This window comes from Aquimarina spongiae (genome assembly GCF_900141785.1).
Taxonomy (GTDB): Bacteria; Bacteroidota; Bacteroidia; order Flavobacteriales; family Flavobacteriaceae; genus Aquimarina; species Aquimarina spongiae.
This window is the reverse complement of sequence record NZ_FQYP01000004.1, coordinates 301,636-316,076: the sequence shown is the minus strand read 5'-3', so window position 1 is coordinate 316,076 and position 14,441 is coordinate 301,636. Positions and strand designations below refer to the sequence as shown.

The window sequence follows — 14,441 nt, the reverse complement described above, 5'->3', positions numbered from 1 at the left end:
GTAAAATCATCTAAACGACCTCAATGAAACCATCAACTTTACTCATTGCCGTACTGCTCATTATTTCTTCCTGTAAAAAAAACAACTCCGAAAATCAAAATGGCGAAGTTACTTTGATTAGGGGAGAATTTATTCTAATTGAAGATGCTGCGGTAATTAAAGGGAATGATTTTATTTATGGTGTGGTGATCGACGAAGCAGCTTTAGAACTTGCAGAAAAAATAAAGCCTTTGCAAAGAGAAGAATATGACATGGTTCCTGTGGTAATCAAAGGAATTATAAAATCCAATCCCAATCAAGGTTGGGGAGAGGTTGTAGAAATAAAAGAAATTGTAGGTGTTAGTGCGCCAACATCAGAATTGCCAACAAAAATTAAGGCTTCTGAAACGCAAAATACCTCTGAAGGAAATTAAATAGAAAACAAACTGAATAACACATCTCTTTATAGATTAAAGAATTATAAGCAATGTTAGAAATAAAGGATTTACACGCTAGTGTTGAAGGAAAGGAAATTTTAAAAGGTCTTAACTTAAAAGTTAACGCCGGAGAAATTCATGCAGTAATGGGACCTAATGGTGCCGGAAAAAGTACACTTGCCAATATCGTTGCCGGTAAGGAAGATTATGAGGTTACCAAAGGAGAAATTCTTTTGGAAGGTGAAGATATCGAAGAGCTAGCTCCAGAAGAGCGTGCTCACAAAGGAGTGTTTATGTCTTTTCAGTATCCCGTGGAGATTCCAGGAGTTACCGTAACTAACTTTATGAAAACGGCGATCAATGAAACTCGCAAGGCACAAGGTCTTGAAGAGATGCCGGCAAAAGACATGCTCAAAAAAATCAGAGAGAAATCTGAATTGTTAGAAATCGATCGTAAATTCTTATCTAGATCTTTGAATGAAGGGTTTTCTGGAGGTGAGAAAAAGAGAAATGAGATTTTCCAAATGGCAATGATGGAACCAAAATTAGCCATTCTGGATGAAACCGATTCTGGATTAGATATCGATGCTTTACGTATTGTAGCTAATGGTGTAAACAGACTAAAAAGTGAAGACAATGCCATTGTCGTGATTACACACTATCAAAGATTGTTGGATCATATCGTTCCAGATTATGTTCACGTATTATACGATGGGAAAATCGTAAAATCAGGAACAAAAGAACTTGCTCTAGAATTAGAAGAAAAAGGATACGATTGGATTAAAGAAGAGATAAACGCATAAGACCATGGGATTAAAAGATAAATTAGTATCCTCTTTTTTGGCTTTTGAAAACACTGTGAATGTCGATGCGCCAATTCATGATATCCGAAGCCAAGCCATAAAGGTTTTTGAAGAAAAAGGGTTTCCTACAAAGAAAGAAGAGGCTTGGAAATACACTTCCTTGAATGCTGTTTTGAAACATGACTACAGTATTTTTCCTAAGGAAGAAAATGCTTTAGAATTTAAAGACATAAAGAAATATTTTCTTTACGATCTAGATACCTACAAGATCGTTTTTATCGATGGTAAATATTCGTCTCACTTATCAGAGACTACTCACGATAAAATAGACGTTTGTTTGATGTCTTCTGCATTGTCACATGATAAGTATAAGCCGGTAATTGATAACTATTTTAATAAAATAGCACGTCAGGATGGGCTTACTTCTTTAAATACTGCATTTTCTAAAGAAGGAGCGTATATCTACATTCCGAAAAACAAACTTGCAGATAAGCCAATACAGATTGTTCACCTCTCTACAGGTAAAGAATCTGCTCAAATGTTACAACCTCGTAATTTGATCGTTGTAGAAGAAAATTCTCATGTACAAATCATTGAGCGTCATCAAAGTTTGACTGATAATCCGGTATTAACTAATTCGGTAACCGAAATATTTGTTGACAAACGAGGAATTGTTGATTACTACAAAATACAAAATGACAATGAGCACGCTTCGTTAATCGATAATACTTTTATAGAGCAGCAGGCTCAAAGTGTAGCTTCGGTGCATACTTTTGCTTTTGGAGGAAATTTAACCAGAAATAACCTCAATTTTTATCAGAAAGGTGAAGGGATCGACTCTATTCTTAATGGAGTAACAATTATAGAAGGCAAGCAGCATGTAGATCACAATACATTGGTGCATCATACAGAACCTAATTGCGAGAGTCATCAGGACTACAAAGGTATTTTTGACGAAAAAGCTACTGGAGTATTTAACGGTAAGATTATCGTTGATAAAATTGCTCAAAAAACCAATGCTTTCCAGTCTAACAATAACATCTTATTAAGTGATAAAGCTACCATCAACTCAAAACCTCAGCTTGAAATTTTTGCTGATGATGTAAAATGTTCTCACGGTTGTACTATTGGTCAGTTGGATGAAAATGCATTATTCTACATGAGAGCTAGAGGAATTGGAGAGAAAGAAGCCAAAGCATTATTGATGTATGCTTTTGCCAACAATGTATTAGAAAGCGTAAAAATACCTCAACTCAAAACCAGAATCAACAAATTAATCGCCAATAAACTTGGTGTAGACATTGGTTTTGATCTATAGATAGAACGTATTTAAAACACGATACGAAAACCAGGTTCTTGACGGCCTGGTTTTTTTATTGTACAGCTTCGGTAATTTCCTGTAAGAACGTATTAAAATCTACCCCTGCATCACCAATCAGTCCAAATCGCACAATTACCAACTCCTTGGATGGAATTACAAATACACGCTGTCCCTGGTACCCATTTGCCGAAAACATATCTTTGGGTGCATCAGGATAAAAACCTCCTGCATTTAGCCAAAAATGAGCTCCGTAGTCTCCTTCAGAAGTTGGTGTTGGGGTCGTTACATAATCCACCCACTCTGGATTAAAAATCTGCGTTCCGTTCCAGTTTCCTTTATGTAAATATAGCAGCCCAAACTTCCCCCAGTCTCTGGCAGTAGCCCAGGCATAAGAGGATCCAACATAATTGCCAGCAATATCGGTTTCAATAAGCATAGAGTTCATTCCAATTTTGTCGATAAACTCCCGATACGGAAAATCCAAATACTCCTGATAGCTGTTCATTTTTTTGCGTAAAATTCCAGATAACAGGTTGGATACTCCCGAAGAGTAGTACCAATATTCGCCAGGTTTTGCAATAGCGTCCTTATCAATTTGCGCTTTGGTCATATCGGTATCCAGATATAACATCTTTGTTGCATCAGAAATAGAACCATAATCTTCTTCCCATTCTAACCCACAATTCATTTGCAACAAATCATCGATGGTAATTTCTTTTCTTTCATCATTCTGCCATTCCTCAACAGGTGCTTTATCATGGATAGATATCTCTCCTTGTTTTTGCAATACACCATAGGCTGTGGCTAAAATACTTTTGGTCATCGACCAACCGGGTAATTTAGAGGTTTGATCCAAACCATCTATGTATTTTTCTGCAACAATCTGATCTTTATAGATCACCAAAACAGCTCTTGTTTTTTTCACATATTCACCATTACTATCAAATATCGAGTGCACAGCTTCCTTTATTTTTGGGTAATCGAGATTAGCAAAAACAGTATCTTTCTGTGGTAAATCGCCATAAGGGTAAGACAAGCCCGTATTCGCTTTGCTCCTGTTGGGAGCCACAACAGGGGCATTTTCATCAAAATCATCATTGATCAGGACACTACCTACTCCTTTTCGATACACTGCCTTTCTTTCTTGTAGACCAAATACCGATGCGATAGACATTTTTTGTTCAAAATTTACCTCGTCATCAGCAAGATGTACCGGCGCAAAATTATTGTCTTCGGTATCGGTAAACTCTACCGATCTTTCTCCAATAAAAACAGAAGAATTCATATGCTTTGCAGAATACCCCGTTAGGATCGTAAGCTTAGGGTAATTAACCACTCCGGCAATACAAATCACAATAATTAAAAACAGTAAGACAAGCCCTATACGCTTTATTAATCGCCTCATAAGAAAAAACATTAAACCATTCTAAAAATAAACAATCCTTATTAGAAATACTTCTTATTTTTGCAGAAAGAAATTGCAATGTTTGATGTACAAAAAGTAAGAGAAGATTTTCCTATTTTGAAAAGAACTGTAAACGGGAAACCTCTTGTATATTTTGATAATGCTGCTACCTCGCAGACTCCTCAAGTTGTTATTGATGCTATAGTAGATTATTATAGCTCGTACAATGCCAATATCCATCGTGGAGTACATACGTTGTCTCAAGAGGCTACGGATGCGTACGAAATAGCACGTAAAAAAGTACAACAACATTTTAATGCTAAGCATTCTTACGAAATCATCTTGACCTCTGGTACTACACATAGTATCAATATTATTGCTACGGGATTTACCAATCTGTTAACCAAAGGGGATGAGATTATTGTTTCGGCCTTAGAACACCATTCTAATATTGTACCCTGGCAAATGTTATGCGAACGTACAGGTGCTATTCTAAAGGTTATCCCAATGAACGAAGAGGGAGAGTTGGTGATGAGTGTATATGATGAATTACTTACCGAACGAACCAAGCTCGTTTTTACTAATCATATTTCGAATGCTTTGGGAACCATTAATCCGATAGAGGAAATTATAGAAAAAGCTCATAAAGTAGGTGCTGCCGTACTTATTGATGGAGCTCAATCCTGCCCGCACATCAAACCTGATGTACAAGAATTGGATGTAGATTTCTATGTTGCCTCGGCGCATAAGCTTTGTGGACCTACAGGAGTGGGTATGCTATACGGAAAAGAAGAGTGGTTGGAGAAATTACCTCCTTATCAAGGCGGTGGTGAAATGATCGATCAGGTTACTTTTGAAAAGACCACTTATGCCGGCTTGCCTCACAAATTCGAAGCAGGTACACCTAATATCTGTGGGGGTATTGCATTTGGAGTAGCGCTTGATTATATGAATAGTATCGGTTTTGATAATATAGCCGCCTACGAAAATGATCTACTGGAATATGGTACTCAAAAGCTTCTGGAAGTCGAAGGGCTTAAGATTTATGGTACTTCCAAAAATAAAACCTCAGTTATTTCCTTTAATATCGAAAACATCCACCCTTACGACATAGGTACTATTGTAGATAAGTTAGGTATCGCCGTGCGAACCGGTCATCATTGCGCACAACCTATCATGGATTTCTATAAAATTCCTGGTACCGTAAGAGCTTCTTTTTCGTTTTATAACACCAAAGAAGAAATTGATGCTTTGGTAGCAGCTGTTCAAAAAGCTAAAACCATGCTTTCTTAAAAATTATTCTTAATTCTTAGATATTTTTCGGGGAAAATTCCACTTTTTATAAATTATTTTTTACTGGTATTTTATTCTTTGTTTTTTGCATAAAACTAAGGATAAAAATCTGCGTCCATCCCAGTAATACTGTTAAAATTACGAAATAACAAACTATATTTCAGTGCCTTACAAATAAGTCAATAATGACTAAATATCTAGATTAAATGTTAAAAAAAATTAGATTAAACTTGCAAAAATCTAATTTTAAAAATACCTTTAACCAACAACATTAACCAAAAATAAATATATTATGAAAAAAGTACTGCTAAGTATTTTATCAATGCTTTTTGTGGTCTGTAGTGGCGTTGCCCAAGACTACGACGTAAGTTCAAGCTCTAAAACTTTCAGAGATGCAAGTAGAAGAAATCGAAGGGTAAACACACGTATTTATTATCCTAAAATCACACGAGAAAACAAAACCAATCGGACCCAAGGACCCTTTCCTGTGGTTGTCCTTGGTCATGGTTTTGTAATGGGATCCGACGCTTATCAAAACTTTTACGACACCCTTGTTCCCAAAGGGTATATAGTAGTTTTCGTAAATACCGAAGGATCTTTTTTTGCCAATCACGATGCGTACTCCAAGGATTTAGCTTTCATCGTAGGAGCGATCCAGGCAGAAAACAACAATTCGAGCTCTGTTCTATCCGGCATCGTAGCCGACAAAACAGCACTTATTGGTCATTCTATGGGTGGTGGAGCTGCTACAGTCGCGGCTTCTTTGGTAGAGGTAGAAACATTGGTCACTTTTGCGCCAGCTTTACTTCGATTTGACACCTTAACCCCTGCATCCAATGTTTCAGAAGATGCCATTGTTTTTTCGGGGACCGAAGATGGGGTGACTCCACCCGAGGAGCATCATATTCCGATCTACAACAACCTTGGGTCTGACTGCAAGTATTTGATAAATATTACAGGAGGAGCCCACTGCTACTACGCTAACAGTAATTTTTTCTGTGATTTTGGAGAAAACAGTTCTTCAGGAAATATCCAAATTACAAGGGATCAGCAACAAGCAATCACTTTTCAGTTTTTGAATTCGTGGTTAGCCTATAAATTAAAAGGGGATTCTGGTGCGCAACAATCATTTCTGCTGGACTTAGCAACTTCTTCAGATGTCACTTCAGAGGATACTTGCGATAATCCACAGGTGATTTATGAGCCGGAAATGGTGGAACTACAAACATTTCCAAACCCAACCAATAAACTTCTAAATATCAAAATATTAAACAACAAAAAGTTGAGTAGAGTTGAGTTTTTTAATCAGACTGGGAGACTTGTACATTCTTCAAGCACTAATCAAGTCAATGTATCTCATTTACATCCTGGTCACTATTTGGCAAAAATATATGTAGGTGAAATGAGCATTACCAAGAAGGTCGTTATTCAAAGGTAATTTCATCGAAAATATATTTTTCGTACGTAAGAATGAGGGAGTTTGTCTCCCTCTTTTTTATTGGATTTCACTTCATAATTTAGTAAATTATATAAGAACCGACTTCGTATTAACAAATTGTAATTCAGATTGTTAAATATTGTTTTGTTTCTGTTAACACCGAAAACAAAACACTGATTTTTTCGTTACATAATCACAATACTCTTAACCATGAAAAAGCTAATGATGTTCGGCTTCTTTGCAGCAATACTATTGTTTCTAGGATGCCCCCGAGAAAAAAAAGAGGATACTGATCCACAATGTATGGATGCAGAAAACACAAAAATTTCTTCTTCCCTTGCCAGTACCCAAATGAATACAAGGTGTGGCACTATGCAAGTACTACGGAATCATATTACTACCAATCCCGATTTAACTTCCAGAATGGACACTATAGAAAAACAGTGTCAGGCTTTTATCGAACTTCGGAAAAGTGGCTTGTTCAAAACACTGGATACGATAACCATACCCGTAGTCGTGCATGTGGTATATAACAAACCAGAAGAGAATATCTGTAATGATCAAATTCTTTCTCAGATCACCGTGTTAAATCAGGACTTTTCAAAATCTAATACTGATATTAACCAAATCCCGGAGGAGTTTTCGGATTTTGCAGCTGATATTAATATTCATTTTAAACTAGACAGCATTATTCGGGTATCTTCTACCCGAGAAGAATGGGGTATAAACGATCAAGTGAAATTTACCGCTAATGGTGGATCAGATGTTGTTTCTCCAGAGAAAAAATTAAACATCTGGGTATGTACTATTGGTGGAGGTATTTTGGGATATGCTCAGTTTCCTGGAGATAACTTAACAACCGATGGTATTGTTGTTTCTCCTCAGTTCTTTGGCACCACCGGATTTGTGACCGATCCTTTCAACAAAGGGCGCACTACCACTCATGAAGTTGGACATTGGTTAAATTTACGCCATATTTGGGGTGATGGTGATTGTAGTCAGGATGATATGGTTGAGGACACACCCCTATCTGACAACCCAAATTTTGGATGTCCCACATATCCTACCATTCGATGTAATTCGAATGACATGACCATGAATTATATGGATTATGTTGACGATGCCTGTATGCACATGTTTACAAAAGGTCAAAAAGATAGAATGAGAGCAGTTTTTGCCAACGACGGACCAAGAGCCAGCTTTGTTCAAAACCCATAAGAAAATGAGAAGATTAATTATATCCTTTGGTTTCACATTTCTAATCATGTCCTGCAAAGACACTCAAACTCTGTACGTTGCCAATCACCTCGTAGATTGTGAAGGAGTAGCACCTCAACAATGCCTTTTGATTAAAGAAAATGTAAACGACGAGTGGACCTATTTTTATGATCACATAAAAGGATTTGATTATGAACAAGGCTATAATTATATGCTTGAAGTGATAGTTTCCAAAATCGAAAAACCTCCGGCTGATGGCTCTTCTTTGCAATACACTTTGGTTAAGGTGCTTTCAAAAGAAAAAAACCAACCTTTGGGTCAACACACTATCTCTTCAACTAACGCTTCTCAGGAAAACCTGTCTAAAATCATTTACGAAGCCAGTACACGGGGCGCTTATTTCAAAGTAATTATTGATAAAGAATTTATACAAAGAACGAAAGATAGAAGAACAACGCAATTGGATTCAAAAGCGTGTTCAAGTAATGATTGGAAAACCTTAAGCACTACCATTAAAACTATAGACCTAAAGGCTTTGGATAAGCTTGTATCACCAACAGACAAAAGAACAACTGATGCTGCTTTGCATGCTACTCTAAAAATTATAACTACTTCACAAACGTATACTTCAAAGAGTTTTGATCATGGTAATCCTCCAGAAGAGATCAAACCATTAGTTAATACTATCTTATCATTAGCAGAAAGTATTGAATAGCAACGAATCTTGTTGTACTTTTGTTGAAAATTTGCGTATAATGACGATAAAAGAAATTCAGGAAGAAATTGTTGATGAGTTTAGTATGTTTGATGATTGGATGCAGCGTTATGAGTATATGATCGAATTGGGAAAATCACTTCCATTAATTAATGAAAAGTATAAAACCGAAGATAATATCATAAAAGGGTGCCAAAGTAAGGTATGGGTTCATGCCGAAATGGAAGATGATAAAATAAACTTCACGGCGGATAGTGATGCTATTATTACCAAAGGGATTATTGCAATTCTTGTGCGTGCATTTTCTGGACAACATCCCAAAGATATTATAGATGCGGATACAGACTTTATCGACGAGATTGGGTTAAAAGAACATTTGTCTCCTACACGAGCCAATGGACTGGTAAGTATGATCAAGCAACTAAAAATGTATGCTATCGCCTACCAAACCCAATTGAATTAATTTTTTGTTAGGTATATCCTTTCAAAATCGACTTAAAAGAAAGCTATGAGTGAAACGGTTATAAATACAAATGAACTGGGAGAAAAGATTGTAAGAGTCCTTAAAACAATTTACGATCCTGAAATTCCTGTAGACATCTATGAACTGGGATTGATTTATGATGTATTCGTTAATGAGGATTATGATGTAAAAATTCTTATGACACTTACTTCTCCTAATTGCCCTGTTGCAGAGTCCTTACCACAGGAAGTACAAGAAAAAGTAAAGTCTTTGGATGCGGTGAACGATGTAGAAATGGAACTTACTTTTGATCCGCCTTGGTCACAGGATTTAATGAGTGAAGAAGCAAAGCTCGAGTTGGGAATGCTATAATAATAGCACCCATTCAAATTCTTAATCGCAATCCATGAACAAAGAACACTATCGCAAATTAGAAAGGATGTATTTGGAGTCAAATGTCAACACCAAGATATTTGATACCACTACAGCAAAGATTGGCGATGGGATTGCTGAAATAGGACTAGATATAGACAACAAGTATTTTCATGCTTTGGGAGCCATACACGGCTCGGTGTATTTTAAATTACTGGATGATGCTGCCTTTTTTGCTGTAAATTCGATAGTAGAAGATGCTTTTGTGCTTACCACATCGTTTAATATCAATATCACTCGACCTACAAGCAAAGGAACCTTGAAAGCTGTGGGGAAAGTGAAATTTAAATCCAGAAATCTGTTTGTAGCAGAATCTGTTTTGTATAATGAAGACGGAAAAGAAATAGCATTTGGCACCGGTAATTTTGCAAAAAGTAAAATAGAACTGTCTGAAAAAATAGGATATCAATAATGGCTGAAGAAATTGTAAATAGAGTTGCGAATAACCAAAAACTGGTTACAGTAGATCTTGAGGATTTTTATCCAGAAGGGAAACGAATACTTTTTGATATCAAAGACTGGTTGTTTGAAGGTTTACTGCTTAGAGAGCAAGATTTCAGAAAACAAGTAGCCGATTACGATTGGAGCCAGCACAAAGACCAATATATTGCGCTAACCTGCTCTACAGATGCCATTATCCCTGGTTGGGCGTATCTTTTATTAACCAGCTCCCTCGTTCCTTATGCAAAAAAAGTGGCTGTAGGTTCTCTGGAAACTCTGGAAACCATTCTTTATAATGATATTATCGCTGAACTTGATCTTAGCTCGTATCAGGATAAATTTCTCATCATCAAAGGCTGCGCTAATAAACCTGTTCCCGAAGGCGCCTATATTGCACTAATACAAAAACTACAGCCGGTTGCAAAGAGTGTAATGTACGGCGAAGCTTGCTCTTCTGTACCTCTATACAAACGCAAGTAACTCACTTTATCGGTTAATTCGGTTTTTTGTCGAAAAACCGCTTCTAGACTTCACACATCCGAAACAAAAAACGTTTCATAAAATATCTTTGCCCTCAGATTAAATTAGTTTTTGGTTTATCTTGCATTAGATATTAACCACAATTATCATGAAAAATCAAAACTTAAACCTATTTACAATGATTAAAAAGTTAATTTTAGTTACTGCCGTATTTTTCGGAATTAGTTCATTATCTGCGCAGACGGCAGAGGAACTAAAAGCAGAACAAGCTAAGAAAAAAGACTCTATTGCCGCGATTCAGGGAAGAGTAAATGCAATTCAGGCGCAATTGGATGCTATGCCAGGATGGAGAATAGGAGCTTTTGGTACCATTGGTGGAAGCATTTCGCAATTCAACAATTGGTTTGCTCAAGGAATTCCTAATAACTCTTCAGGAAATATCGGTATTACCATCAACCCATATGCGAACCTTATTCAAGAAAAATATTTCTGGAGAAACAGTGCTAATATCAATCTCTCTTGGGTAAAACTGGATAACGAAGACGACCCTACGGATAGCGATGAATTTAGAGAAGCAGTAGATGTGTTTACAGTAACTTCTTTGTTTGGGTACAAGTTAACCGAAACTCTTGCTGTATCTACATTGGGAGAATACAGAACCACACTTCTTAATAACTTTAATAATCCTGGATATTTGGATCTTGGTGTGGGTGCTACCTGGACGCCAATCAAAGATTTAGTTGTGGTAGTACACCCCCTTAACTACAATTTTGTATTCAGTGATGGTGCTACACAATACGAATCTTCTTTGGGTGCCAAAGTGGTTGCAGACTACACCCGTAAAATTGGGGCTATCAATTTCAAAACCAATTTATCCGCTTTCTTAAGTTATGAAGATGCTGATTATTCTAACTGGACGTGGACCAACTCATTCTCATACACTTTATGGAAAGCTATTGGAGTAGGATTTGATTTTGGTTTAAGAAGCAACAAACAAGAGGCATTTAATTTTGCTTTGGCACAAGCTGCTGCGGCTGTTCCTCCTCCTGCTGTTTTACCAACTCTTGAGACAACAGATAACGATTTACAATCTTTCTGGAATCTTGGTTTAAGCTATTCTTTCTAATAGCTCCTAACAGATTCCTTTACAATATCACCCGGTTTGATTTGATCAAATCGGGTTTTTTGATGGTAAAATTTGAAGACTATTTTCTACATGCTCTTTCCATATGATACTCGTGCTCATCCTCTCCCACGGTTATAAAACCTAATCTTGCATAGAGGTTTTTTGCAGGATTATCTTTTAGCACTTTCAACTGTATGATCTTTTCTTTTTCAAACAAGTATTGCAATACTTGCTTTCCTATTCCTTTATTTTGATACTTAGGTAGTATTTGTACTTGAAGAACTTCTAACAGAGCTTCGTTTTCTTCATATTTCAATAACCCTGCCCGATGCTCTTGGTACAAAATCAAAAAAGAGTTTTCGAAGCTTTTATCAACTCGCTTTCTATGTTCTTCATCAGACAAAAACAGTCCTGACTTTTCTAAATGTTCGACCATCGTTTGTTTCCGTAAATCAAACAAAAAATCCTTGTCTTCGATTTTGGCTTTTATCAATTTTATATCTGATTTACTGGACATGCTTTTCATTTATATCAACGAATATAATCGAATTCCCTTTATATTTTATTGATTACCATAGGATAAAGGTTTGAAAAAGCCAACGGCATCCTGTATATTTGCCTTTCTACCCTGCAACAAAGGAATATATGAACCGATTTTTGGTAGTTTTTTTTCTTGTCTTTTACACCATAGAATCTGCAGCTCAAGAGGAGGGAGAAAAAAAAGTATATCTGGATTCTATTCAGGTAGAACTAAAAAGGTCCTTAGACAGCTTACTTAAAAATACTCCTAACACACTCAATATTATAGTTTTAGAACAAAAACTAAAGGAGATCAAACCAAAAAAAACCAAACCCCCAGAACAGGTAGGCTGGAAAACCAAAGCAAAATTCTCTTTACTGTTTAACCAATCGGCATTTAATTTTGATTGGCAAGGTGGGGGAACCTCTAATGTTGCCGGAAATACGGTGCTGAACTATGAATTTAATTACAAGAAAAAGAGTTTTACCTGGGATAACAAGATTTTGGCAGATTACGGGCTCACTTTTTTAAGAGGAGAGAACTTTGCACGCAAAACCAATGACCGAATAGAGTTCAATTCCCGTATCGGTCAGCGTATTGGCGAAGGGTTTTGGAATTACTCACTCTTTGTGAATTTTAGATCACAGTTTGCCAAAGGATATCGATTTAGCAAAGACCCAGATACCGATGAGACTATCCGTACTGAAGAGACTCACTTTTTCTCCCCTGCTTTTATACAGATCGGTCCTGGTTTGCTGTGGAAAAAAAGTGACGATCTTAACCTCAACATCGCTCCGGTTACCGTTCGTATGATTTTTGTAGATGATCAGTTTACCAGTGGTCCAGATTATGTAGATGGGGATTATTTTGGTGTGGATGCTGGAGAGAGTTCCAGGTTCGAATTTGGGGGATCTTTGGCAGCCTACGCCAAATTTAAGTTATTCAAAAATGTAACCATGGAAAACTTGTTGAACCTCTACTCGAACTATATCGAAGATCCTGCTAATATTGATATTGATTATACGCTCAATCTAAACCTAGTAGTGAATAAATATATCACCGGTAGTTTTGCTTTTCAGGCCATCTATGATGATAACGCCACCAGTGCTTTTCAGATCAGAGAAGTTATTGGGTTAGGGTTGAATTATGAGTTTTAATTACTCCTCTACGATCTCAGGATACAAAAAATTATTATACGGGAATCGGGTAACATGAATATCTCTTACTTCTTTATATACTCGTTTTCTGAACTCATCGATATTTCCTTTATGAATCGCAGAAATAAATAGCGCATTATCCCCTATTTTATTCATCCAGGTTTGTTTCCACTCATCCAAGGTGTAATGAGCCTTAGTTCTCTCGGTAGTAAGATCGTAGCTAGCAATCGTTTCATACTCATATGCGTCGATCTTGTTAAACACCATGATAGTGGGTTTTTCTGTACAATCAATTTCTCCGAGAATCTTATTTACCGATTCTATATGATCTTCAAACTGTGGGTGAGAAATGTCTACAACATGTAACAAAAGGTCTGCCTCACGTACCTCATCCAAGGTGCTTTTAAAACTCTCTACTAACTGGGTAGGTAATTTTCTTATAAATCCAACCGTATCACTCAACAAAAATGGAAGGTTACCAATCACTACTTTTCGTACTGTAGTGTCCAGCGTAGCAAACAATTTATTTTCTGCAAACACCTCGCTTTTGGCAACTACATTCATCAGGGTAGACTTTCCTACATTGGTATATCCTACCAAAGCAACACGTACTAGTTTCCCTCGATTCCCTCTTTGGGTAGCCATTTGCTTGTCTATGGTTTGTAGTTTCTTTTTTAACAAAGAAATACGATCTCTTACGATACGACGGTCTGTTTCAATCTCGGTTTCACCCGGACCACGCATACCAATACCTCCTCGTTGTCGCTCTAAGTGCGTCCATAAACCGGTAAGTCTCGGTAGTAAATATTGATATTGAGCTAGTTCTACTTGGGTACGAGCATAACTGGTTTGAGCACGTTGCGCAAAAATATCCAAGATCAGATTGGTTCTATCTATGATCTTTGCTTTTAGGATACGCTCGATATTACGTAATTGCGCTGGGGTTAATTCGTCATCAAAAACTACAGTCCCAATTTCATTTTCTTCTACGTAGGCTTTTACCTCATCCATCTTTCCTGTCCCGATAAAGGTTTTAGAATTAGGAATATCCATTTTCTGGGTAAATCTTTTTACCACTTCTCCTCCGGCAGTATAGGTAAGAAACTCCAGTTCGTCTAAAAACTCATTGAGCTTGTCCTCATCCTGATTTTTGGTAACAATTCCTATTAAAACCGTTTTCTCGTATGCAATTTCCTTACGTTCTAACATTTAC

Annotated in this window: 16 protein-coding genes; 13 read left to right on the top strand and 3 right to left on the bottom strand. The window is 36.8% G+C overall.

What is annotated here, in order from left to right; translation table 11 throughout:
- Window positions 1-23: 23 nt before the first annotated feature.
- Genes BUE24_RS11015 through sufD form a run of 3 tightly spaced genes read left to right on the top strand, consistent with a single transcriptional unit; the run spans window position 24 to window position 2,537 of the window.
- On the top strand, window positions 24-413 hold the full coding sequence (locus BUE24_RS11015) for a hypothetical protein (RefSeq protein WP_073316066.1): 390 nt from the start codon (window positions 24-26) through the stop codon (window positions 411-413).
- A 53-nt stretch (window positions 414-466) separates the two neighbouring features.
- The gene (sufC, locus tag BUE24_RS11010) at window positions 467-1,219 is read left to right on the top strand and encodes a Fe-S cluster assembly ATPase SufC (RefSeq protein WP_073316065.1); all 753 of its coding nucleotides are present in this window, start codon (window positions 467-469) and stop codon (window positions 1,217-1,219) included.
- Between the two features lie 4 nt (window positions 1,220-1,223).
- On the top strand, window positions 1,224-2,537 hold the full coding sequence (gene sufD, locus BUE24_RS11005; RefSeq protein ID WP_073316064.1) for a Fe-S cluster assembly protein SufD: 1,314 nt from the start codon (window positions 1,224-1,226) through the stop codon (window positions 2,535-2,537).
- A 55-nt stretch (window positions 2,538-2,592) separates the two neighbouring features.
- Here sufD and BUE24_RS11000 read toward each other — a convergent pair whose 3' ends face one another.
- Window positions 2,593-3,945, bottom strand: a complete 1,353-nt coding sequence (locus BUE24_RS11000; RefSeq protein WP_139241975.1) for a serine hydrolase domain-containing protein — start codon at window positions 3,943-3,945, stop codon at window positions 2,593-2,595.
- 78 nt (window positions 3,946-4,023) lie between these two features.
- Here BUE24_RS11000 and BUE24_RS10995 point away from each other — a divergent pair, with 78 nt between their 5' ends.
- The 9 genes from BUE24_RS10995 (at window position 4,024) to BUE24_RS10955 (ending at window position 11,551) form a co-directional block, all read left to right on the top strand.
- On the top strand, window positions 4,024-5,238 hold the full coding sequence (locus BUE24_RS10995; RefSeq protein ID WP_073316210.1) for an aminotransferase class V-fold PLP-dependent enzyme: 1,215 nt from the start codon (window positions 4,024-4,026) through the stop codon (window positions 5,236-5,238).
- A gap of 292 nt (window positions 5,239-5,530) precedes the next feature.
- The gene (locus BUE24_RS10990; protein ID WP_073316063.1) at window positions 5,531-6,676 is read left to right on the top strand and encodes a poly(ethylene terephthalate) hydrolase family protein; all 1,146 of its coding nucleotides are present in this window, start codon (window positions 5,531-5,533) and stop codon (window positions 6,674-6,676) included.
- A gap of 210 nt (window positions 6,677-6,886) precedes the next feature.
- Window positions 6,887-7,894 (top strand): zinc metalloprotease, encoded by a 1,008-nt coding sequence (locus tag BUE24_RS10985; protein WP_073316062.1) that lies wholly within the window; start codon window positions 6,887-6,889, stop codon window positions 7,892-7,894.
- Between the two features lie 4 nt (window positions 7,895-7,898).
- Window positions 7,899-8,609 (top strand): DUF4377 domain-containing protein, encoded by a 711-nt coding sequence (locus BUE24_RS10980; RefSeq protein WP_073316061.1) that lies wholly within the window; start codon window positions 7,899-7,901, stop codon window positions 8,607-8,609.
- 40 nt (window positions 8,610-8,649) lie between these two features.
- On the top strand, window positions 8,650-9,072 hold the full coding sequence (locus tag BUE24_RS10975; RefSeq protein ID WP_073316060.1) for a SufE family protein: 423 nt from the start codon (window positions 8,650-8,652) through the stop codon (window positions 9,070-9,072).
- A gap of 45 nt (window positions 9,073-9,117) precedes the next feature.
- On the top strand, window positions 9,118-9,444 hold the full coding sequence (locus tag BUE24_RS10970; RefSeq protein ID WP_073316059.1) for an SUF system Fe-S cluster assembly protein: 327 nt from the start codon (window positions 9,118-9,120) through the stop codon (window positions 9,442-9,444).
- A 34-nt stretch (window positions 9,445-9,478) separates the two neighbouring features.
- Window positions 9,479-9,916 (top strand): PaaI family thioesterase, encoded by a 438-nt coding sequence (locus BUE24_RS10965; RefSeq protein WP_073316058.1) that lies wholly within the window; start codon window positions 9,479-9,481, stop codon window positions 9,914-9,916.
- Window positions 9,916-10,425 (top strand): DUF2480 family protein, encoded by a 510-nt coding sequence (locus BUE24_RS10960; RefSeq protein WP_073316057.1) that lies wholly within the window; start codon window positions 9,916-9,918, stop codon window positions 10,423-10,425. The genes BUE24_RS10965 and BUE24_RS10960 overlap by 1 nt, the downstream gene beginning before the upstream one ends.
- 181 nt (window positions 10,426-10,606) lie before the next feature.
- Window positions 10,607-11,551, top strand: a complete 945-nt coding sequence (locus tag BUE24_RS10955; protein ID WP_073316209.1) for a DUF3078 domain-containing protein — start codon at window positions 10,607-10,609, stop codon at window positions 11,549-11,551.
- A gap of 79 nt (window positions 11,552-11,630) precedes the next feature.
- Here BUE24_RS10955 and BUE24_RS10950 read toward each other — a convergent pair whose 3' ends face one another.
- Window positions 11,631-12,068: a GNAT family N-acetyltransferase gene (locus BUE24_RS10950; protein WP_073316056.1), complete on the bottom strand. Its 438-nt coding sequence runs from the start codon at window positions 12,066-12,068 to the stop codon at window positions 11,631-11,633.
- A gap of 128 nt (window positions 12,069-12,196) precedes the next feature.
- Here BUE24_RS10950 and BUE24_RS10945 point away from each other — a divergent pair, with 128 nt between their 5' ends.
- Window positions 12,197-13,228: a DUF3078 domain-containing protein gene (locus BUE24_RS10945; protein ID WP_084549490.1), complete on the top strand. Its 1,032-nt coding sequence runs from the start codon at window positions 12,197-12,199 to the stop codon at window positions 13,226-13,228.
- Here the strand turns inward: BUE24_RS10945 and hflX are convergent, their stop codons facing one another.
- Window positions 13,229-14,437: a GTPase HflX gene (hflX, locus tag BUE24_RS10940; protein WP_073316055.1), complete on the bottom strand. Its 1,209-nt coding sequence runs from the start codon at window positions 14,435-14,437 to the stop codon at window positions 13,229-13,231.
- Window positions 14,438-14,441 lie beyond the last annotated feature (4 nt).